17 protein-coding genes are annotated in these 20,560 nt (G+C 64.7%); 4 read left to right on the top strand and 13 right to left on the bottom strand.

The genetic code is table 11. The features are described 5' to 3' along the window. Nucleotides 1–228 precede the first annotated feature (228 nt). Entirely contained in the window at nt 229–1,491 is a 1,263-nt protein-coding gene (locus tag BJ958_RS29190) for a tyrosine-type recombinase/integrase (protein ID WP_179728911.1), read from the bottom strand. Nucleotides 1,492–2,008: 517 nt separating this feature from the next. Between BJ958_RS29190 and BJ958_RS21650 the strand changes: the two genes are divergently transcribed. Together BJ958_RS21650 and BJ958_RS29350 are read left to right on the top strand one after the other, a co-directional pair. Continuing rightward, nucleotides 2,009–2,257, top strand: coding sequence for a helix-turn-helix domain-containing protein (locus BJ958_RS21650; protein WP_179728910.1), 249 nt, complete (start codon nt 2,009–2,011; stop codon nt 2,255–2,257). 311 nt (nt 2,258–2,568) lie between these two features. Next, complete coding sequence (locus BJ958_RS29350; protein ID WP_179728909.1) at nt 2,569–3,183, top strand: RNA polymerase sigma factor; 615 nt, start codon at nt 2,569–2,571, stop codon at nt 3,181–3,183. Between the two features lie 125 nt (nt 3,184–3,308). Here BJ958_RS29350 and aqpZ read toward each other — a convergent pair whose 3' ends face one another. From aqpZ to BJ958_RS21590, 11 genes are all read right to left on the bottom strand, one after another. Continuing rightward, nucleotides 3,309–4,055, bottom strand: a complete 747-nt coding sequence (gene aqpZ, locus BJ958_RS21640; RefSeq protein WP_179728908.1) for an aquaporin Z — start codon at nt 4,053–4,055, stop codon at nt 3,309–3,311. 270 nt (nt 4,056–4,325) lie between these two features. Next, a complete protein-coding gene (locus BJ958_RS21635; protein ID WP_246319804.1) occupies nt 4,326–5,621 on the bottom strand; it encodes a phospholipase D-like domain-containing protein in 1,296 nt (431 codons plus the stop codon). Between the two features lie 725 nt (nt 5,622–6,346). Then, the gene (locus BJ958_RS29345; protein WP_379146835.1) at nt 6,347–6,952 is read right to left on the bottom strand and encodes an RNA polymerase sigma factor; all 606 of its coding nucleotides are present in this window, start codon (nt 6,950–6,952) and stop codon (nt 6,347–6,349) included. 266 nt (nt 6,953–7,218) lie between these two features. Then, on the bottom strand, nt 7,219–8,262 hold the full coding sequence (locus BJ958_RS21625) for a dipeptidase (protein WP_179728905.1): 1,044 nt from the start codon (nt 8,260–8,262) through the stop codon (nt 7,219–7,221). A 184-nt stretch (nt 8,263–8,446) separates the two neighbouring features. Continuing rightward, a complete protein-coding gene (locus tag BJ958_RS21620) occupies nt 8,447–9,430 on the bottom strand; it encodes an ABC transporter ATP-binding protein (protein WP_179728904.1) in 984 nt (327 codons plus the stop codon). Further along, nucleotides 9,423–10,238 (bottom strand): ATP-binding cassette domain-containing protein, encoded by an 816-nt coding sequence (locus BJ958_RS21615; protein WP_179728903.1) that lies wholly within the window; start codon nt 10,236–10,238, stop codon nt 9,423–9,425. Before BJ958_RS21615 ends, BJ958_RS21620 begins: the two co-directional genes overlap by 8 nt. Next, a complete protein-coding gene (locus tag BJ958_RS21610; RefSeq protein WP_179728902.1) occupies nt 10,235–11,116 on the bottom strand; it encodes an ABC transporter permease in 882 nt (293 codons plus the stop codon). Before BJ958_RS21610 ends, BJ958_RS21615 begins: the two co-directional genes overlap by 4 nt. After that, entirely contained in the window at nt 11,113–12,189 is a 1,077-nt protein-coding gene (locus tag BJ958_RS21605; RefSeq protein ID WP_218865928.1) for an ABC transporter permease subunit, read from the bottom strand. The genes BJ958_RS21610 and BJ958_RS21605 overlap by 4 nt, the downstream gene beginning before the upstream one ends. 6 nt (nt 12,190–12,195) lie before the next feature. After that, nucleotides 12,196–13,773: an ABC transporter substrate-binding protein gene (locus tag BJ958_RS21600; RefSeq protein WP_179728901.1), complete on the bottom strand. Its 1,578-nt coding sequence runs from the start codon at nt 13,771–13,773 to the stop codon at nt 12,196–12,198. Between the two features lie 43 nt (nt 13,774–13,816). Next, entirely contained in the window at nt 13,817–15,376 is a 1,560-nt protein-coding gene (locus tag BJ958_RS21595; RefSeq protein WP_179728900.1) for a hydantoinase/oxoprolinase N-terminal domain-containing protein, read from the bottom strand. Then, nucleotides 15,369–16,451: an S-methyl thiohydantoin desulfurase family protein gene (locus BJ958_RS21590; RefSeq protein ID WP_179728899.1), complete on the bottom strand. Its 1,083-nt coding sequence runs from the start codon at nt 16,449–16,451 to the stop codon at nt 15,369–15,371. The genes BJ958_RS21595 and BJ958_RS21590 overlap by 8 nt, the downstream gene beginning before the upstream one ends. 102 nt (nt 16,452–16,553) lie before the next feature. Here BJ958_RS21590 and BJ958_RS29185 point away from each other — a divergent pair, with 102 nt between their 5' ends. Both BJ958_RS29185 and BJ958_RS21580 read left to right on the top strand, forming a co-directional pair. After that, nucleotides 16,554–18,023: a helix-turn-helix domain-containing protein gene (locus tag BJ958_RS29185; RefSeq protein ID WP_179728898.1), complete on the top strand. Its 1,470-nt coding sequence runs from the start codon at nt 16,554–16,556 to the stop codon at nt 18,021–18,023. Nucleotides 18,024–18,546: 523 nt separating this feature from the next. Continuing rightward, nucleotides 18,547–19,188: a hypothetical protein gene (locus BJ958_RS21580; protein ID WP_179724400.1), complete on the top strand. Its 642-nt coding sequence runs from the start codon at nt 18,547–18,549 to the stop codon at nt 19,186–19,188. 576 nt (nt 19,189–19,764) lie between these two features. On the opposite strand, the gene BJ958_RS21575 is transcribed toward BJ958_RS21580, so the two are convergent. Then, nucleotides 19,765–20,406: a VOC family protein gene (locus BJ958_RS21575; RefSeq protein WP_179728897.1), complete on the bottom strand. Its 642-nt coding sequence runs from the start codon at nt 20,404–20,406 to the stop codon at nt 19,765–19,767. Between the last annotated feature and the right edge of the window lie 154 nt (nt 20,407–20,560).

Genomic DNA, 20,560 nt, shown 5'->3' with positions numbered 1-20,560 from the left:
ACGAAGGGCCTCCGACCAGCGTTCCCGCTGGTCGGACGCCCTTTTCGGAGCCGCCTGTCGGAATCGAACCGACGACCTAATCGAGCTGCGTCGGCGCATAAACCGCCAACACTGGTCAAAGCAGAGCAAACCCACACGCCTCGCGACCTGCGGAGATACTGTCAATGGAGTGCCCGGGAGTGCCCGGCAGTGCCCGTTCGACCGGCTTTGCGTGTGTCGTTCGTGTGTTCATCCAACGCCCTCGTCGTCAAAGAATGCGCGTGGGTCAAGCAGCGTGAACTCTTCTCTGACGATGTAGTGCTTCTTCGTTACCGCGTCACTGGCGTGCCCGCCGAAATCCGCAGCGACTGCTGAACCGGCGATGCGATCCGCCTTGGTCAGTAGCGAGTGCTTGAACGAGTGTGCGTGCACCCAGTCCAGGTCCGTGCCAGCAACCAGAGCTCGGATACGAGTGCGGACGTTGGAGTGCCGCAGGTGGACAGGCATTAGGACCCGTCCAACGCCTCGCTCCGTGACCGTCGAACTCCCGCCCTTGGCCGTTGCAAAAACCGGGTGTTCGGGCCTTGTCCACTTCGAAGTAGTTCGACGCTGCTCGAGCATCTCGGCCACCCTCGGATGCAGCACGATTCGCCGCACCTCCATCCGCCCGTCAGCCCGGGTGCCCTTCGTGCTGCCATATGCCAGGCCGCCATCTTCAAGCAGTTGACGGTCGACGAGAATCCACGGGGCCTCATCATCATCGAGGAAGACCCTGTCCCACGTGAGCCCCAGGGCTTCACCCATGCGGACGCCGCAGTAATAGAAGAGGATCAGTAGATCCCGGAGGTTCGTGTCACTCCGCTGGTGCTGCGCCTTTGCATTCGCCATGTCCAGCAGGCGCTCGAAGTCGCGGGACATCACCTCGCGTGGCTGCGGTCGGGGGCGCTTCGGCGCTCTCGTACCTTCGAGTACGACAACGCCATCGCGGCGAAGACCTTCGTCCGCTGCAAACCGCAGGACCATCATGAGAACAGAGCGAGGCTGCGAGCCCGCAAGAGGAATCCAGTTCGAGGCACAGTCCGGTCCGTGAGGTTGATCCCTGACATGACCACTCCCCCACGACGCCAAGTCGTGCTCCCAGATTGCGCGCTCTTCGCCGTCGATGAGCATCGTGATCATCCGACCATTGACATCCCTGAGGCGCCGTCGTGGCTTTCGCCGATAGAGCGAACGCAGCGCCTCGACTGCGTCGGCGCGAGCGAACTCGTTGACGTCGCGGCCGCCAATGACAGGAGCCAAGGTTGCATGCCACGTCTTGGACCACGATCGGACGCTGCCGGGCTTGATCTCCACGTCGGCCTCCATCGCGGCCAGCCATCTGGCAGCGACGTCGTTGAGGGAGATCGCTGACGCCACACCCATCGCTCCCTCGATCTCCGACCAACGCGCTTCTGCAGCGTCTTCCGCGTCGCGCGCACGCGGAAAGGGCCCGACATTGAACTCACGTCGCACCCCAGAACGATCCCGATAGCGGACTCGGCAGTACCAAGCCGTGCCGCGTCTCCTCGGAACGATTCGACCTCGCTGGCCGTCGCGGATCGCGGGCCTGCCCATCAGCCTCGCCTCGACGAACCAGTGTCACGCCTCTGCGCAGCTGCCCACGCAACGGCTTCCGTCCTTGGATAGCGGATACGCCCTCGCCCACGCCCAACTCGGATGTATGGCGGTCCGGCATAGGGGCCAGGAAGGTAGCGGTAGTTCGCGAGCGTCTTCACAGCGAGTCCCACCACAGTTGCACATTCGCTCGGCACGAGCAGGTCTTCATCTTCATTCTCCACGCCCTAAAGGTGTGCGGCAGCACAGCGCTGTCTCCCCAGTGCCGGAATTCAGGCAGCATTCGCCGGACTGCTCTCCAACGGGATCCGGCATCGCCAACGACACCGGTCGCCTTGCCGATGGACCTGCCGGACCAGGTGCGCTACTTATAAGTCTGTAGACCCACAAGTAGCAGCCCGGAAGCGTTCGGGCAATGGCAGAGGGAGAGTTGCAGCGAGCGCTGGGGCGCAACCTGCGGCGCTACCGCGACCAGCGCGGGCTCTCCCAAGAGGCGTTCGCCGATTTCCTCGGATACCACCGGACCTACGTCGGCGGTCTCGAGCGAGGCGAACGAAATCTGTCACTGCGCTCCGTGGAACGCATCGCCCAGCAGCTCGGACTCAATCCGCTCGAGTTGCTAGGTGCACGTTCGACGCGACCAACTGGCAGCGAGGGTCCCTAGCTCCCTCGGACCGCCACGCCCTCGGACCGCCACGCCCTCGGACCGCCTCCCTCATCTCATTCATGCAACGCCGTGTGCCGAACCGGCGGCCGGGCCAACACTGGACATCTGCATGCAGCGGCTTCGCGACCACGAGCGCTCCTCCGAGAAACGCCGATGAAGCCGTCACCGGCGTTCACTGAGGACGTCACGTAGCGACTCGGCTCGGATCGATGCGAAATGCCTAACCAATCGTCGGGGTCGGACGTTGAATTGGCTGACAGGACTCGGGAAGGCACTACATCTCGCGAGATGGGCTCTAGGTGTGCGCCATGGCTCTTGATCAACATGCAACCTCGAACAGAGCGACGCTGGTTGGCGCACCCGCACCAGGGAATCAGGGCGCCGCAGATTGCGACGCCTTGCACAGGACGGGCGATGCACTGGAGCCCGAGCCACCGTTGGATCTCACCGAGGCGCTCCAGTTGGCCCGCATCTACTTGGTCCGCCACGGGGTGGACCCGGCGACCGCCGAGGACCTAGCCGCCGAGGCAGTGCTGCGCTTGTGGTGTCGGCTGCAGTCCGGCTATCGACCGGAGTGTGCTGCTGCGTATCTGATGTGCATTGTTCGCAACCTACGGTGCGACCACGAACGTCAGTCGGCGCGCGAGTGGGCGAGATTTGCCCAACTCTCTGCACTCGCACACTGCGGGGATATCCCCGGCGCCAACGACGATCGAAGCCCCGAGGGGGTGGCCGAGGTGCTTACGCTTCGTGAGGCTCGGCGACGGCTGCCGCGTCGTTACCAACAGGTTCTGTTCTGCCTCGTTGAACTGGACATGTCCTACGAGCAGATCGTTCGCCACCTCGGACTTCCTTCGCGGGGTGCCGCAGCCGTGCTCGTCCACCGGGCGCGCACTGCACTACGCGCTGAGCTTGGGCAATAGATTTGGAGCGCGGTCACGCACCGGATCGAAGAAGTGAGCAACTGGCCAAGTCACGGGTCAGCGTCCGACAACGGGCCACCTTACGCCCGCCGTCCAGCCAGAAGGGCGCCGATGTCGACATGGCCTCAGGCCTCCATTGCGTCGGCGAGCGGCACGGTCTCGTCGCTGCCCAGCAGGACGGCGTAGGAGAAGCCCGCGATCAGCCCGCCGATGACGGGCGCCAGGATGAAGAGCCACAGCTGGCCGATCGCGTCACCGCCGGCGAACAGGCCGACGCCGATCGAGCGCGCCGGGTTCACCGAGGTGTTGGTGACCGGGATGCTGATCAGGTGGATGAGCGTCAGCGACAGGCCGATCGCCAGCGGCGCGAAGCCCTTGGGTGCGCGCGAGTCGGTGGCGCCGAGGATGACCCACAGGAAGATCGCGGTCAGCAGCACCTCGACCAACAGGCAGGCGGCCAGGCTGTAGCCCAGCGGCGAGCGGTCGTCGTACCCGTTGGAGGCGAAGCCGCTCTTGACGGCGTCGAAGCCGTCGGTGCCGCTGGCCACCACGAGGAGCACCGCGCCCGCGACGATGCCCGCCACGACCTGGGTGCCGATGTAGACCGGGGTGTCCTTCCAGGCGATGCGGCCCCCTGCCGCAGCACCCAGCGTGACCGCCGGGTTGAAGTGGCCGCCCGAGATGTGGCCGACTGCGTAGGCCATCACCACGACGGTGAGACCGAACGCGGCCGCGACGCCGGCGAAGCCGACCTCCTTGCCCGCGAGGACAGCCGTTCCGCAGCCGCCGAAGACGAGGACGAACGTGCCGAGGAACTCCGCGGCAATGATCTTGGCCGTACTAGGGCCGGCCACGTTGGCGTGATGGGACATTTGTTCTCCTCTGGAGTCGACTTGCCGAGGGGCGTGCTGATCGATCCGGCTTCTCTACAGCTTTCCCTCAACCGCGGGAAGGCTCGAACCCAATGACGACTGCCGATGACAGATCCTTACAGTCGTTTGCGCTCCGTCTCGACGAGTGCAGCCCGGTCCAACGGCGTTGGCTTGGAAGGCATGGAGCCGCCCGAGCGTCGCACCGCACACAGGCTTGGTTCGCAACCTGACCGAACCAAGCCTGTGTTCGGGCAGAACCGCTGCGGTTCTCTACCCCAACTCAGCCTCGAGATCCTCGAACGGGTAGTCCTTGGGCTTGAGGTACTCCGTACCCGGGACTCGACGCGCGGGGTCGGCTGAGTTGACGTAGTTGTTCAGGCTGCGAGGCGCCTGGCGGTAGATCAGGTCAACCCAGTTCGCATACTTCGAGGCCATCGTTGCGTCGTTCCAGAAGATGACGTCCTGCTCATCGGAATGCCATCCGAGGCGCGTCCAGTTCTCGCTACTTGACAGCACGACATTTCCGTCCGCGGCACCGGCCACGTTTCCCTGAACTGCAAGGCCCTTCAGGTGGACGTAACGGTCTTTGAACTTGTCGGCCGTCGCGCCCACGATGTAGACCATTTGCTTGGCGCGCATCCCCCGAAGGATGGCGCGGATCTTTCGCTGCATCATCATGAAGACGATCTCGACGTCACAGCCTGCGCGATCGAGCTCTCGCGCTTTCCGTGCGATTCGTGCTCCGCGCTCCTCACCCCACACAGCGTTGGCGATGCGAACCTTCGTACGCCCGCTTGCAGTGTTCGCCGCTCCCGTGCACTGCACCTTGTTCAGAACAGCCAACGCGGGATCCACATCGCTCTTGTGGGGAGCAAACGTTGAGGTGATCTCGCCGGTTGTGAACCGGACAGCGGGAAAGTTCCGGTCCTTCACAGCCTGGTTCCAGATGTTGATCCAGCCATCCCACAATGCCTTGTTTTCAGTGACGGTCGTCCAGTCGTTGAACTGCTGAACGGCGGCGGCACCGGTGAAGTTGCCTGACCCTTGAGAGACGACCCAATTGGTCGCACCGGACCGACTGACCAGCATGAACTTGAAGTGCATGGCACCCCCCTTGCCGCGGCACGTGTATCGGCACGTGCGGATCCAGCTGCGCATAGACGGAGGCCGGTCTGCGTTTCCCTTTCCCAGCGCAGATCGAAGGGTCTGGTACGAGCCGCCGGCTCCTTGAGCCCTCGCCAGGCCACGCGACATGATGATCTGCACCGAGACCCCCCGACGATGAGCCTTGATGAACGCCCTTGCCAGGATCGGTGAGTCAAAGTTCCATGTAGCCAGTCGAATCGTCTCGCCCGCGGGAACGTTCCTGACCGTGTTGATGATCTTGCGCTGGATACGTGTTCGCTTCTTCTTACGGAAGGGATGGTTGAAGACGATTCCGGGTGCCACCACGTATGAGGGATCAGCCGCCCTCGCCGAGAGGCGCTGCAGCTCGCCGCCGGCAAGCGATCCTGCGTGAGCTGGACGCAAGGGAAACAACGACAACACAACCGCTGCCGCAACCATCGCAATCGCAGTCACTGTCGGCCTGAGGCTCCGGCCGAGCCAAGTCCGTCCATCAGAAAAGAGCACCGTTCAACTCCCGGGATCATCTGCTTGCTGCGCGAGGTGACGTCAGCAAAGCGCTGGGCCGTGATCGTGCTGCGGGCGTCACCCACTCAGCGTTCGAGTTGGGTGGGTGCCTGGCGCAGCGCTCGCACGGCAGTCACGTCGGGCTCCGTTGTCCGACACCCATGCGACGTTCCCAATCGGCACGGCCTTACGAACTATCTGGATCTACAGCGTGTCCGGTCAGTCGCGAGGAGCGAACCAGCGTCGAGCAGGGCACGCTAGGCGAGTTGGTCTGCGACAGCCGCGATGAAGGCCTCGGTGGGTGGACCGGCATCAGCTGCGAGGCACCGATGTGCGGCTGGAAGATGCCGACGGACGATGCCTCGAGGCGGTGGGGGCGGCGAGGTCTATTCCACAGCCTCGCGGCCCCCACCGCAGCGCCGCAACAAGCTGGAGATGTTCCGGCACCAAGGGGTGCGTGCTACTTGTCCCGAAGCAGAACGCATGGACCCGCGTCGAGTGTGGGTCCCGGCAGCCGATCCACCCTTGAGACGCACAGGGAAGTTCTGGGCTTACGTGGTTTCCGGGAGGCTTTTAGCCCAAGCAGTTCTATGCCTAGGTAGTTCAACACCTTGGACGGCCCCTGGGGGGCATCTGCAACTGCCGCGAGACGAACCTTTTCACGTGCGGTCGGTCAACGAGGCCGCGAGGGCACGTCGGGCTCGATGGGCAAGTACGCCCGCCGCGCCGCCCGAGGGGAGCCCGAGAGCAACTGCAGTCTGCTCGAGCGTCAGTTGTGCATCGACAGTGCAGATCAGGACGCGCTGAAAGCGAATCGGGAGCCGCGCACGCGCGACCTCAACGGCAATCCGCAGCGCCTCATCCTGCGGATCGGTCAAGTTCGAAGGGTACGGCGCTGTCCGAACCTTAGCCAGCAAGACCTGTTCGAGTGCGCGTTCACGTGCCAGGGAGCGAACGTGGTCGATGTACAGGCGACGAGCGATAGTGCGCAAGCAAGCTGCTCGGCTGTTGGCCGAGAACCCCTTTTGGGACGCCACCCAAAGGCGACAGATGGCTTCGGAGGCGAGATCGTCTGCGTCGGCACCAATTGCACCTGCACGGCGCAGGTACTGACTCAATTCCTGATGTTCGGCAGCTAGTTGGGCACCAGTTTGCGGCTCGAGCTCCTCCGACTCATCACCCGTCAGGACGCGGGCATTCGGCTGTGCCGTCTGGCCGCCGAGCTGCCCAGGGCGGTTTGGTTCCAGCTGGTCATGATTAGGCATGGCGGTCTCCGTCAACCCGAGTAACTTTCGCTCGGATGCGGGCCATTGCTTGGCCGCCCCGTATGTCTAACGCGGTCGCTTGCCCGCTGGGCACTCGCCGTACGGGAAAGTCGAACCATCTTGCAGACGCCGAATTCGGCATCTTCAGCTACGACCTCTATCCCTCGCCACACCAGCTGCGAGTGCTCCGTTGAGATCTCGGCACTGTTCTAAGCCGCGGCTCGGAACCGGATCGGCCTGAGCGTCGAAGGCCCGGGCGCTCACTGTCAGCCGCCCGCGGACGCCGGCCGACCAAGTTCGTTTCTGAACAGACGCAGCACACTCTCCCCCAGAACGGACGTCACCTCATGATTCGACCATCCTCTGCCGAGAAGCCCTTCGGTGACGAGTGGGAGGCCGGCGGGACCTTCGAGCCCGGGGATATACGAGCGCCACGGCATGCCTTCGACGATGATTCCTTCACAACAAGGTGGCGTGGTGTCGGCGATCACTTCTTCCATGAAGTCGGGGCCGAGCCCGACGTGTTCGACACCGACCACAGCTGCGATGTGCTCGATGTGGTCCAGCAGCTTCTCGAGGGTGTACTCCTCCGGATGCAGGAACGAACCCAGGAAGTTCACGCAAACCACGCCGCCCGTCGCGGCGATCCCCCGAAGTTGCTGGTCAGTCAAGTTACGGTGGTGGTCCCGCAGCGCCCTTGCCGACGAATGTGTGGCGATGATCGGACGGGTTGCGAGCTCGAGGACGTGTTCGACCCCGCTCGCTCCGAGGTGGCTGACGTCGAACATCATGCCCATCCGCTCCATCTCTGCGACCGCCCGAACACCTGCACGCGTGAGCCGGCTGCCGGTGGCATCCTCGCCACTTCCGTCTGCGAGTGCGGTTCGACCGAAGTGAGCAAGGGACGCCACCCGGATGCCGAGGCGATGCAGCGTCTCAAGGAGTTCGACATCCTCACCAACGCCGGGAGCGCTCTCGAGAGCCAAGATGAGCGCGATCTTTCCCGCGTCGACGGCGGAGTCGACTTCCGTACCGGTCAGGCAGATGGAGACATCGTTCGGATTCCCCTCTGCAATGCGGTGCCCGGCTTCGATCATCCGCAACGTTCTGCGGAGCGCGCCCTCAGGCCGGTACGGGTCTTCGATGAAAGCTGGGAGGACCTGGAGATTGACACCTCCTGCCTTCAGTTGCGGGAGCCAGTTGTCGCGGAAGTAGTGACTCCACACGTCCGGCGGGCGCGCGACAACCGAACAGAGCAGGTCGTTGTGAGTGTCGGCAACGACGGAGCGGCAGTGAAGTTCGTGCGGCAACGCGGGTCCTTTCGGACGGGATACTTTGGCGGGAAGGATGTCAAGGCCGGTTCGACGAGATTGACGGCCGAATTTGCGGGCTCGCTGTGAGACCGGCTGGCATGAGCGCCGTCGCTGATCACCCACGTCAGCGCCGTATAAGAGCCGAGGCGTGTCGCTACTGGGGCGTTGCCTGACCTGTGCGTCAGGCGCCGTTCGCCGGGAGTGCCTGCTCGAATCGCGTAGGCTGCGCGGGAGGTCGCTGCACGAGCGGGTGGTGGCAGGCCACGGCAGGAGATCCCAGCAGAGGCGGAACCGAATGGCAGGCGGGATCGGCACGGTCGCAGCGGGACCGATAGCTGCAGCCGGCGGTGTCGGCAGCCGCTGGGGCACTCGGAGAGAGACTGGGCAGGGGAGCCCACATCCTGGGCGTCGATGACACCAGCCGGTGCGTGTAGGGATGCCGCGGCATGCGCAAGATGTCGGCCGTCGGGCCCGACTCGACCTCGTTTCCGCGGAACAAAACGACGACGCGGTTGGTCAGTACCTGCGCGAGCGCGATGTTGTGCGTGATGAGCAGGAGCTGGATCTGCTGGGCCTCGGCCACTCGTTCGAGGAGGGCGACAATGCGCGCTTGGACGGTGACGTCCAAGGCGCTCGTCGGCTCGTCGAGCACCAACAGATCCGGCGATGCTGCCAGAGCGCGCGCAATCGCCACCCTTTGCCGCTGGCCGCCGGAGAGCTCGTGCGGCCGTCGGCGTGCGAGCTCTGCGGGCAGATCGACTTCGGTCAGGAGCTCCTCGATGCGATCGCCGCACCGCTGCCGAGGCGTGTCAGCCATCCGGAGCGCCTCAGTCAAAGTCGAGCCGACCGTGCGGCGCGGATCGAGAGCCTCCTGCCCGTCTTGGAACACCGGCTGAATTCTGCGTCGCCACGTACGCGCCGCGCGGCCGCGACTCTGGTTGATGTCGATGCCACCGACCTCGATGGTGCCGTGACGCGGTGGTAGAAGGCCGAGCACCGCCCTGGCGAGCGAGGTCTTGCCCGAACCGCTCTCACCGACGATGGCCACCGAACCCTCGCCACGACGCAACGACAGACTGACGTTGTTGAGAGCAACGTTGTCGCCGTACGCCAACGTGACGTCGCTGACGGTCAGGATCGGATCAGACGCAGCCGGATCAGACATGTTCGACTCCTTCTCCGGGAAGGGTGGGCACCGCATCCAGCAGCGTCCGGGTGTACTCGTGTTGAGGCTCGCCGAGCACGGTGCGAGTTGAGCCCGCCTCGAGGACCTCTCCGTTGCGCATGACGACGACGTGGTCGGCGATCATCGAAACCATGGCCAGGTCGTGCGCGACCACGAGCCACGCAGTCGACCGCTCCTGGGCGAGCCGGTGGATCAGGGTCAGCACCTCGAGCTGCACGGTCGCGTCCAGTGCGCTTGTGGGTTCGTCCGCCGCGATCAGCCTTGCCCCCAGGCAGACCGAAAGGGCGATGGCGAAGCGTTGCGCCTGACCGCCCGACACCTCGTGGGCGTACCGATCGAGAATCTTCTCGTCCAACCGAACCGCTGTCATGGCGTCCTGGATCCGACTCGCGGCCTCGCTCTTGTCGATACCGTGTCGTCGGAGAGCGCGATGGATCAAAGTCCGCAGACGCATCGTCGGGTTCAACGACGCCTGCGGGCTCTGCATGATCAGGGTCATCTCCGAGCCGCGCAGAGACCGCATTTGGCGCTCGGAACTGCCGACGACCTGGGTTCCGAAGGCATCGATCGACCCGCGCACCTGGGCCGACGTGCCGTTCAGGAGACCGAGGATCGCCATGAGTGCAGTCGACTTGCCCGATCCGCTTTCGCCAACGATGGCCACCACCTCGCCGGGGGCGATGCTGAGGGAGGGAAGGCTGGACACCTGACGTCCGCCATACAGCACCTGAAGGTCATCGACCCGCAGGAGGAGATCGGTGCGGACGTCGCTGGTGGTGTGACTCATCGTGTCACCTTCCTCGGGTCGAGGATCTGGCGAAGGCCCTCACCCAGCATGTTGAAGCAGAATGCGGTGACCAAGATCGCCAGACCCGGGAAGGTGACGATCCACCACTCGGTGGTGAAGTTCGTCTGACCTTGCTGCACCATCAGGCCCCACTCACTGGTGGGCTCGACGGCACCCAAGCCGAGGTAGGACAGGGCCGCAGCGGTCAAGATCACACCGCCGGCATCGAGCGAGAGCTGAACTGTTACCGGTGTCATCGAGTTGGGAAGGACGTGCCCGGCCACAATCCGCCAGGCCGGCAGTCCGAGACACCGGGCCGAGTCGATGTAGGCGCGATGGCGAATGGTGTTCGCCGCCGAGCAGGCCAGTCGGGCGTACCAGGGCCACCACGTTGCAGCTATGGCGATGATCGCTGTGCCAACCCCCGGCCGCAAGATGACCGCCAGCGCGAGCGAGAGCAGAAGCGCGGGAAAGGCGAGGAACACGTCCGTGACCCGCATGATGACGTCGCTCACCCAGCCCCCCGCGTATCCGGCGACGCAGCCGAGCACAGTGCCCACGGTTGCCGACAGGGCAAGGACGGCGGCGGCGATGAGCAACGATGTTCGGGCCCCAAACAGGACCCGGGTGAGGATGTCGCGGCCGACCGCATCCGTTCCCATCCAGTGGGCGCCGGACGGACCGAGCAGGGACTCCGCGGGGTGGGTGGCCGTGGTGCCGTCGCTCGGGTATGGCGCGATCAGCGGCGCCAGTGCTGCCGCGACGATGATGACCAGCAGGACGGTGCCCGCAACTGTCGTCGGCGGATCCTGGCGCAGCAGGCGACGCAGCCCTCTCACGCGCAGGGACGCCTGCCGGCGGTTCGTGGTGGTACTCATGACTTCCTTGTCCGAGGATCAATCGCGATCTGAGCCACGTCCACGGCCAGGTTCCCGAGAACGTAGACCAAGGCGATGACGAGGGTGACGCCGGCGATCGCCGGTGTGTCGACGGACCGGATCGCATCGGCGGTGTAGGTGCCGATGCCGGGCCAGTTGAAAATCGCCTCGACGAGCACACTATTGACGAGCGTGTAGGCGAAGACCAGCGCGAGCAACGTCAGCACCGGACCGATCGCGGGGCGCAACGAGAAGCGAAGGAGGATCTCCAGTGGTCGGAAGCCGAGCGCTCGCTCCATTCGTGCGTGGTCTTGCTGGCTCTCCTCGATCAGCGCGGCGCGTGTCATCTGAGCTACCACGCCGATCGGATATGCGGCGACAACCAGTGCCGGCAAGACGAGGTGGTGCAGCGTGCTGAACAGGATCGGCCAGTTCCCCGTGATCAGCGCGTCCACTGCAGTGATGTTGGTGTAGATGGTCAACGGCGAGGTGGAGTCGAGCGAGCGGTCGTACTCTCCTGCGACCGGAAACCAGCCGAGTCGCGTCGACAGCAGGAGCTGCATCGCCAGGGCAAGCCAGAACACCGGTACAGAGACCAGCAGCATGGATCCGGTCCTGACCGCCAGGTCGGTCCGCCGCTTGGCGAACCGGGCAGCGGTCACCCCGAGCGGTAGCCCGATCAGGACCGCGAGGATCATGGCCGAGCCAACGAGTTCCAATGACGCCGGCAACGCGCGCTTGAGGTCTTCGAGCACGGGCTGCCTGGTGTGCAGGCTAGTCCCGAGATCACCCTGAACGAGGCCAGTCAAGTAGTGCCACAGCTGAACAGGTAGTGGATCGTCGAGGCCGAGTCGCGCCCGAGCCGCGGCGAGCTGTTCTGGCGTGGCGCGGGCCCCGGCTGCCGTGACCGCCTCATCACCAGGCAATTGCCGCGCGATGATGAACGTCAGACAGACGACGCCCGCGACAACCACGGCGGCGTGGGTGAGGCGTCTGAGTAGCACCTTTCCCAAGCCCGACGGCCGACGCCGGGCGGATCTCGCGGCCGCGGCGACAGTGGTTGTTGTGGTCACGATCGGTCACTTGATCCTGAGGTCGTGAACGAACACGACGTTGGGGTACGCAGGGTTGTCGACGTACCCGTCAACCTGAGCGCTGTACGCACGCTGGTAGTTGATGAGATACAGGGGGGTCACCGCGGCGTCGTCGACCACGATCCGCTTCTGGAGGTTCAGGTAGGTCTGGGCCGCCTGGTCGGGGGACGTCGCAGTCTCCTCCGGCACCTTCTTGATGGCCGCGTCCGCCTCAGGATCGTGGAGGTATGCCAGGTTGAAGTACGGCTTCTCCGCACTCTGGAAGAGGTTGACGAACCACGAGTACGGATCGGCATAGTCCGGGTACCAGTACATGACGAAGATGTCTTGACGCTTTGCGGGGTCACTACTCTTCGCGCGAGTCCACTGTGCGTCCCACTGCATCGGTCGCGCATCCAACTCGACACCCGCAGCCTTGAGCGCCGAACCCAGCAGCGTGACGTAGAGCGACTGGTCCTTGTCGCCTTGGGCGTAAGTCAGCTGCAGCCGCAGGGGCTTGTCGGAACCAAAGCCAGCTTCGGCTAGCAGCTTCTTGGCAGCCTCCGCGTCAGCTTGGACTCCAACCTTGCCCTCTCCGATCAGTCCAGGCGGAATGAGGCCATCGGCGGGCGCCGCAGCACCGTGCAGCGCGCTGATGATCGCGTCGGTGTCGGTGAGCATCTGCACAGCACGACGCACCCGCACGTCGGCCATCGGACCGGACTCCGTGTTGTAGAGGGCGAGCAGGTTCTGGAACGAGCTGGTCTCGCCGGTCTTGACGCCGTCAGTCTTTGCCGCCTGCTCGAAGATCTGCGGGGTGAGCCTGTCGACGAAGGACACGTCTCCACGCTGGAGCAGCTGCCACGCGGTCGTCACCTCCGGCGTGACCCGGAACTCGACGGCCTTGTACTGGTCGTCCTTCCAGCCACCCCAGTAGTCGTCATACGCCTTCAGCCGGAGTTCGGTCTCGGCGCCTGCCTTCCACGTGTCGACGGTGTACGGACCAGTGCCTGCGTCCTTCGCCTCCTTGAACCACGCCGCCAGATCGCCGCTGCCAGCAGCTTGGGTGTCGTAGATGTACGCGCCGTATCCGGAGGAAGCGACCAGATCGAGGGCCGCCGGATACTCCAGGCTGAACACCACAGTGGTCGGATCCGGGGTATCGATCTTGGTGACCGGGTCCCAGATGTAGGCGGCACCAGCGGCCAACTTCTTTGTCCGCTCGATCGCCTCCTTGACCGCCGTCGAGTCGAGCGCCCGCCCCGTGTGGAACTTGACGCCGTCACGCAGGGTGAAGGTCCAGGTCTTACCGTCATCGGACTTCGTCCACGAACTTGCCAGCGACGGCTCGACCTTCTTGGTGGTTGCGTCGTACTTCGTGAGCGATTCGTACAGATTGCCCATCGCAATGCTCTCGTTGGAGTAGGACACTGCCGGGTCCCACTCGGTCACGACGTTGAGGTGGAAGGCGTAGACGAACGTCTTGTCCGCGCTGCCACTGGGCGAGCGGGTCGTTCCCCCGCACCCTGCCAGAATGAGGGCCGCGGCTACGGCAGCGGCCATGAGGGGCCACAAGCGCTTCATGAGATCTCCAGATTCGATGATGTTGGGCGCGGGTGCAATGGGCTCAAGATCGGGCAAGAGGCCCGGCAGCCTTGACCGAGAGGCGAACTGAGGGTTTGGGCAGGTAGGACAGCGGCACTTCGGTGATCTCGACCACCTCGACCTGGTCCGGTGCTGCGCCGGCGTGAACTGCGCGACGGCGTGCAACATCGGACGCCTCTTCGATGGCCTCACGACGACCGTCTCCGGTGGGAATGATCGTCTCCCACCAGCCACTGGCCAGCGCAATGGCAGCTCCGACGGCGTTGGCCACCTGTCCGTGATCCGGTCGGACTACCTGAGCGGCACCCTCCAGGTCGTCGGGCACGAGGAAGGCACCGCCGCCCACGGCCACCAGACGGTTGTCGTGACGGCCGAGAGACACGGAATCGACAGCCTCAGCCAGGCGGCGGTCGGACGCTCGGAGGGCGGCTGCGAACAGCTCGCTGTCGACGTGAGATGGCAGGGCGCGTCCCGCGATCTCGGTGCGGCCGGCTGCCACGGCAGCATCGGTCAGCGTCGCGGTGTCGCCTCCGAAGACGAGGCCACGCTCCCGGATTCGATAACCGACTGACTGGGGGCCCACGACCGGCGCCTGCGCCGCTCCGGAGATCATGGTTCCGCCGCCGATGGCCACGGCAAGGACGTCAGGCATCCGGAAGTTGGTCGTGACGCCACCGATGTCTGCAGCCAAGGCCGACTCGCGGGGAAAGCCCTGTTTGAGGACGCCGAAGTCGCTCGAGGTCCCACCGACGTCGACGACGATGGCCTCGTCGAGCCCCGACAGGTACGCCGCCCCGCGGATAGAGTTCGCCGGTCCGGAGCCGATCGTCAGAACCGGATAGCGCTCGGCGTGGTCGACGGCCATCAAGGTGCCATCGTTCTGTGCGAAGTAGCAGGTGACGTCGAGCCCGTGCTCGGCAAGGGCGCGCGCGAGCGATTGAGTCACATCACTGGCGACGGCGTACAGCGAAGCGTTGAGAACGGCAGCGTTCTCTCGTTCGATCAAGCCGAGACTGCCGAGCTCGTGGCTCATGGTCACAGGGATGTCGGCGCCCAGGACCTTGGCTGCGATTTCTGCTGTCTCGAGCTCCTGGTCACGGAACGCCGGGCTGAACATGCCGGTGACAGCGACTGCGTCCACCTTGCCGCCGACGGATTCGAGGAAGGCGGCGACGGCGGCCTTGTCGAATGGGGCGAGGGGGTGTCCGTCGACGAGGTAGCCGCCGTGCACCACGGTCGCGGCAGGGCAGGCCACCGAGCGCAGATCCGCGGGCCATCCAGTGAGGGGCGGAATGGCAGTTGTGGCCGGCGCACCGATGCGAATGGCAGCCACGCGTCCGAGGCCGCGTCGCTCGAGAATCGCGTTCGTAGCGTGCGTCGTCCCGAGCATGACGCGGCGTACGTGACGGGCTCGATCGCCGATGTCGGAGAGCACGGCCGCAATCGCGGCGTGGATGCCGGAGGAGACGTCCGTGGTGGTGGGTGCCTTGGTCCAGGCAAGGATCTTGTCATTGGGGTCGAGGACGACGGCGTCAGTGTTCGTGCCGCCGACGTCAATGCCGATCCGGAGGTCGTCAGACAACGGAGGATCCAATCTTCTCAACGGGGACGTAGTCGATGGCGTAGCCGAAAGCCCTAGGGCCGGCGATGGTCAGTCCGCGATCGGTTCGCCACAAGGGATGGCACGGCCAGGCGAGCACGCTCACACGTTGCCCGTACCGCAGAGACTCCGTGGAGATCGCCGAAGCAGTCTGGGTGTCCACCACCGAGATCAGGTCAGGGACGCTTGCGAGGACCTCGCCGTCTTCGAATACGGCCAGGTTCTCGTTCTGGATCTCGACTCGCGTCAGTCGACCAGCTCCCCCGATCTCCTCGACAACGACCGAGCCGCGGACGAATCCTCCGCCGGTACGGCGCTCGATGTCGACGATCTTGCCGCTGATGAGGACGCGCGCGTCGAGCTCGCTTCGCAGAGCCTCGAGCGGGTCTGCTGCGCCGACAGTCGACTGACCGAGGTGAACTGCATGGCTGACACTGCCTTCGATGACAGCGCCCCTGGCCTGCTCGGCGGTGAGGATGTAATCGGCCATCAGCGCCGAGGCGCCGCCGGCAACGCAAGCGGCTCGGGCGATTCGTTCGGACCAGTCACCGTCGATCGGCTGAATAGTCGTCACGTTTCCTGCGAGATCAGCGACAATCACGACGTTCACCGGCAGCCCGGCGACGTTCATCGAGACCATCTGCACCTCCGGGAAGGCGCGGCCCATCCCATCGGCATCGACGATCGGTAGCCCGAGCAAGGAGGCCCACAACAAGGGCTCCACGCCGTTCGAGCCGCCGATCTCCGACGACATCACCGCTGAGAGCGGCCCGCCCATGAACCGCTCGGCAGCCTCGCGGAGTCGGTGCACCTCGGACTGACCGGGCAGCATCTCGACGCTGACGGTCGGGGCACCGATGCCCGACAGCGGGGCGATCAGCGCATCGTTGGGCAGGTCGGAGAGCTGGACGATGGGCACCGGACCGCGGGTACGGATGGCGTGAGCCGCGGCAATCAACGGGGCAGCGACGTCTCCACCTCCGCCGGTGCCGAGAACGGCGCACCCCCGGCCCAACGCATCGAGTGTCTCCAGGTCGATCTCGTGAACTCGTTGCATGGCGTCGATTCTTGAAGTGACTGACCTCACTAGCAATGTGGCACCATCATAGGAATCAGGTGTGCCTTGTCGCGACATCACAGTTTGGCCCACAATTGGTCGGTGACTACTCCGCAGGATCTGGCTGACGCCCACCATCTGCAGATCAGTTGGCTCGCGGGGCACGGGCCAGGCCGATCCATTACTGGCGTGCGCGCCGTCGAACGACTCACCGACGTTGCCGATCAGCAGAGCGGTCGTGTCGTCGTGCTGACCACCAGTTCGGTCGAGCGTGCCTCGCCCTACGAGCTGGACATTGCCGCAAAGCTCGCGAGCTCCCAGGAATGCGCTGCGCTGCTGTTCGTTGGCGACATCGACGTTCCCGCGACCTGCCGCAAGCTCGCCGAACGCAGCGGGCTCGTCCTCCTGGCGACGCCCGCTACGTCTGACATAGCGCGCCTGATCATCAGGATTGACAGACTCGTGACAACGACCGCCGCCGTAGTTCTCGAGCGGCTCGCTGCTGCACAGGCAGCCGTCTCCGACCCCACGGCAAGCGCCGCCGAACTCCTTGAACGTGCACAGGATGCACTTGGGGTCCCGCTCGAGTTTGAGGCCTGCGACAGCGATTCCGAACTGGACGGTTCGACGGGGGCAGTGACGATCGGCGAACAGGTCGTTGGCTTCGTGCGCGCGCCGAATGACGAGGGAGTGCAACTTGCGCTTCCAGCTCTGTGCGTCGCCTTGTCTCGTGCGAAGCAGCGGGAACTGGCGCATCTCTTCGCGGAGACACGCACGCGTGCAGAGCTGGTCAGCCAGGTGGCATTCGCCGAACCCAGCCTCCTGCCGTCTCTCGTGGAACAGGCGCGACGAGTTGGCTTCCGAGCGGACGGCCACCACTGCGCTGCGTGGCTCGACTTCGGCGAGTTGAATGCAGAGGATGCCGAAATCTTGGCGCGCCGACGCCGACTACTGGGCCGCGTCGAACTTGCAGGACTGCAACGGTTCGTTGACTTGGCCGGCGTCTGGCATCTCGTCCCGGTTGCGGGAAACCTGCTTGTTGTTGGCAACTCGCCCACTCGACCTGAGCACCTGGTGGCTGACCTTCGCCGAGGGTTGGAGCAGTTGCTGAGGGCGGTTTCGACCGAGCCGGGCATCGAAGTCTATGTCGGCATTGGCGGTCCGTGGCAAGGAGTCGAAGGACTTCGCTCGGCTGTCACGGAAGCGCGGGTGGCGTCTCGCATCGCCCACGACAAGAACCGAGTCGGCGACCCGGTCACGTTCGACGGCACCGGCGTCCGGCGCGTCCTGGCAGAGATCGCGGCGTCCTCGACCAGTCGGCGCATCCTCGACGAAGTGCTCGCCCCGTTGGATGCAGCCGGTCCTGACCGGGCTGCGCAGGGGATTGAGACCCTGTTGGCGTACCTCGACGAACAATGCTCGCCCACGAGGAGCGCCGCTCGGCTTCATCTACACCCCAACGCTGTCACGTACCGTATCCGGCGGCTGGTGCCCATGCTCGGATTGGACTTGGACAACGCCGACGATCGCTTTGCATTGCATCTGGCTTGTCGCGTCAGGACGTCGGGCTAGTTCGACCCTCCAGCGTGCGCCCGCGAGCGTTCCCGCAGTGACGCCGGACACTCGCGGCCGCGGGGTGGTCCCGCGAAACACAACTCCGACCTCCCCCGCGTCCGGTCCGGGCGGCGTAAGGAACGACGACGGGGCGACGTCAAGGAGGAAGAAGGATGCCACGCCAGGCGCCCTTTGCCAGACGGGGATCGGAGGTCCGTTCACCGTTAACAGGATGATCGGCCGTTGCCCCGAACCGCAGTCGATCTCCGTCTGGCGCCGTCCAGCTTCCGGACCCAGATGACCGCGGCGCAGCAACACCGGACCCGCCAAGTGACAGCGAGGCGTAATGACAAGGTTCCCCACGATTCCAAAACCTGTCGACGACCTTGGGCCGGCGTCTTGGGTAGCACGCGAGTTGACCGGATTCGGAGCAATCGTCAGGAACTTGGTTCCCCATCGGTCGTTCGAGCGATTCGCGCGGATTCTTCATCGACCGGACCACGGCCAGCCCGATCAACTGTCGCCGCCATCGTGGGCCGCGGTGGCCGCACGGAACGACACCCAGGTCCATCCGCAGTGCGAGTTCGCCGCGATCGCTCGCACCGAGCTGAGAGATCACACTCGCGGCGATGAGCCGCTCGAGGGCACTTTGGATCAGATGACTCTCCCTATCCTCCGCGACATCCTGACCAGCCACACGTCCACCCCAAACGCGTGTTGGTGTGCGCTGTGGGACGGCTACGGACACCAACCCAGCGCGTGGCGGCAGTCGCCGACCTTCCACCTGCCCGGCCGGGATTACTGGCTGTTCGCGGAGCCGCTGGCTCGAGTCGTTGAACTCTCATTGGACTTCGAGCATGCCGGCATCGCAGAAGCGGCCGCCGGCGGTCGACTGGCCATGACAAGTCTGACCGATTCGGATGCCGGAGGTGACGTGATTGACCAGACTCGGCTCGCGGCTCGACTGAGGGCTTCGGGGGCAGTTCAGTCCCCGAACCTCTGGTGGCCAGCAGACAGACGGTGGTTTGTGGCCTCTGAGATCGACCTGGACTCGACGATAGTCGCGGGCGGAGCAGACCTCGTTGCGGGGCTCTTGGATACAGCAACCCTGGAAGTTGTGGAAGTCCATCCAGACACATCTCTTCTCGACGGCTCTGACTGGTTGAACCGGCCGGAGCGCTGAGAACACCTCTGTTACGTGATCGCGGGCAACTGCCGACCTTGAGCAGGGCGACACTCGAGAGCACGGCGGGGCATCGCTGCGCGCGTGATGACCCTCGTGGCCTGTGACTACCACGCCGGCACAGTCGTGAGACAGATCGCGCTCAGGACCAGTCCTTGTCGCACCGAACTCGGGCGCCGGAGGAAGGGAGCGCCAGAAACGAGGGGAACCGACGCCGTAAGCGGTTGTTGTTCGGGCAGCGCAGCCCTTGCGAGCGGCGAGCGATGTTCATTCGAACCAAGCGAGAACGGGTCGGCGCGTCAATGCAAGGACCCCACGAAAATTGGCCTGTAAGGAAGAAGCCCTGACGTTCGTCAGTGTCCATAGACCGTTGGACTGGCAACGCAGCCCAGGCTCGGTCGCACGCCGCTTCGTCAAACGGAGCGTGCGTGCCTATCAGTGTCACAGTTCTGTCCCCACAATCAGGCTGAGGCACAGGTGGCGGTCACTGGCAACGGGTCTGGTGGCCGCCACCGTCGAGCGCCGGCCGGATAGCTCCGACCAGACGCCCACTCTTCGGCCATAAGCTCTTGACGCTCAGCTCCGTACGCCAAAAGCATCGAGATCGATAACTCCGAACGTCTCACCTTCGGCACCCGTCAGGATCGCCTTACGTCCAAAGGGACCGTCGTGCGGCGCCATCACCACGGCCCCGCCACCTGACACCGCCTTCTCGACCGCGTCGTCGCACGACTCGACAGCGAACCATGTCAACCACGCGGATCGCGCATGAACCGGCCATATGGAGGCTGCCGTCATACCGCCCACGCCGTGACCATCACGCCGCCTCATGACGAAGTAGGTGAGGCCTGCCGTACTCATGTCGTCGTACGCGTACCCGAATACCGCTGCGTAGAACACATGCGCGGCCTCAAAGTCCTGCGAGTGCAGTTCGTTCCACGCATAAGCCCCAGGCTCGCTGTAGATCCCTGCCCCAATGTGGCTATCGGCCCGCCAGACACCGAACGTCGAGTGATCAGGTGCGCTAGCGAAGAACATTCGACCCAAGTCGAGGATATCGAACGGTTCCATCAGCAATGCGCCGCCAGCCAACCTCACCGCATCTGCGGTCGCATCCGCATCGTTCGACGCGAAGTAGGTCGACCAGTGGGCCGGCAGTCCGGTGACGGGACTTGGCCCTATCCCGGCCGCCAGGCGCTCGTTCTTGAATGCGAGCAAGTAGTCGCCTCTCCTCCTCGCTGGAGTCATGAAACGTCCAGCCGAACAAGTCACCGTAGAACGCGGCCGCCGCGTGCGGATCGCCCGCGGACAGGTGAACCCAGTTGGGCGTACCTGGCGGCCAAGGTTCGTCTCTCGTCGGCACGGGTCTCCT

This window comes from Nocardioides kongjuensis, from assembly GCF_013409625.1.
Lineage (GTDB): Bacteria > Actinomycetota > Actinomycetes > Propionibacteriales > Nocardioidaceae > Nocardioides > Nocardioides kongjuensis.
This window is presented reverse-complemented; position numbering and strand designations above follow the sequence as displayed.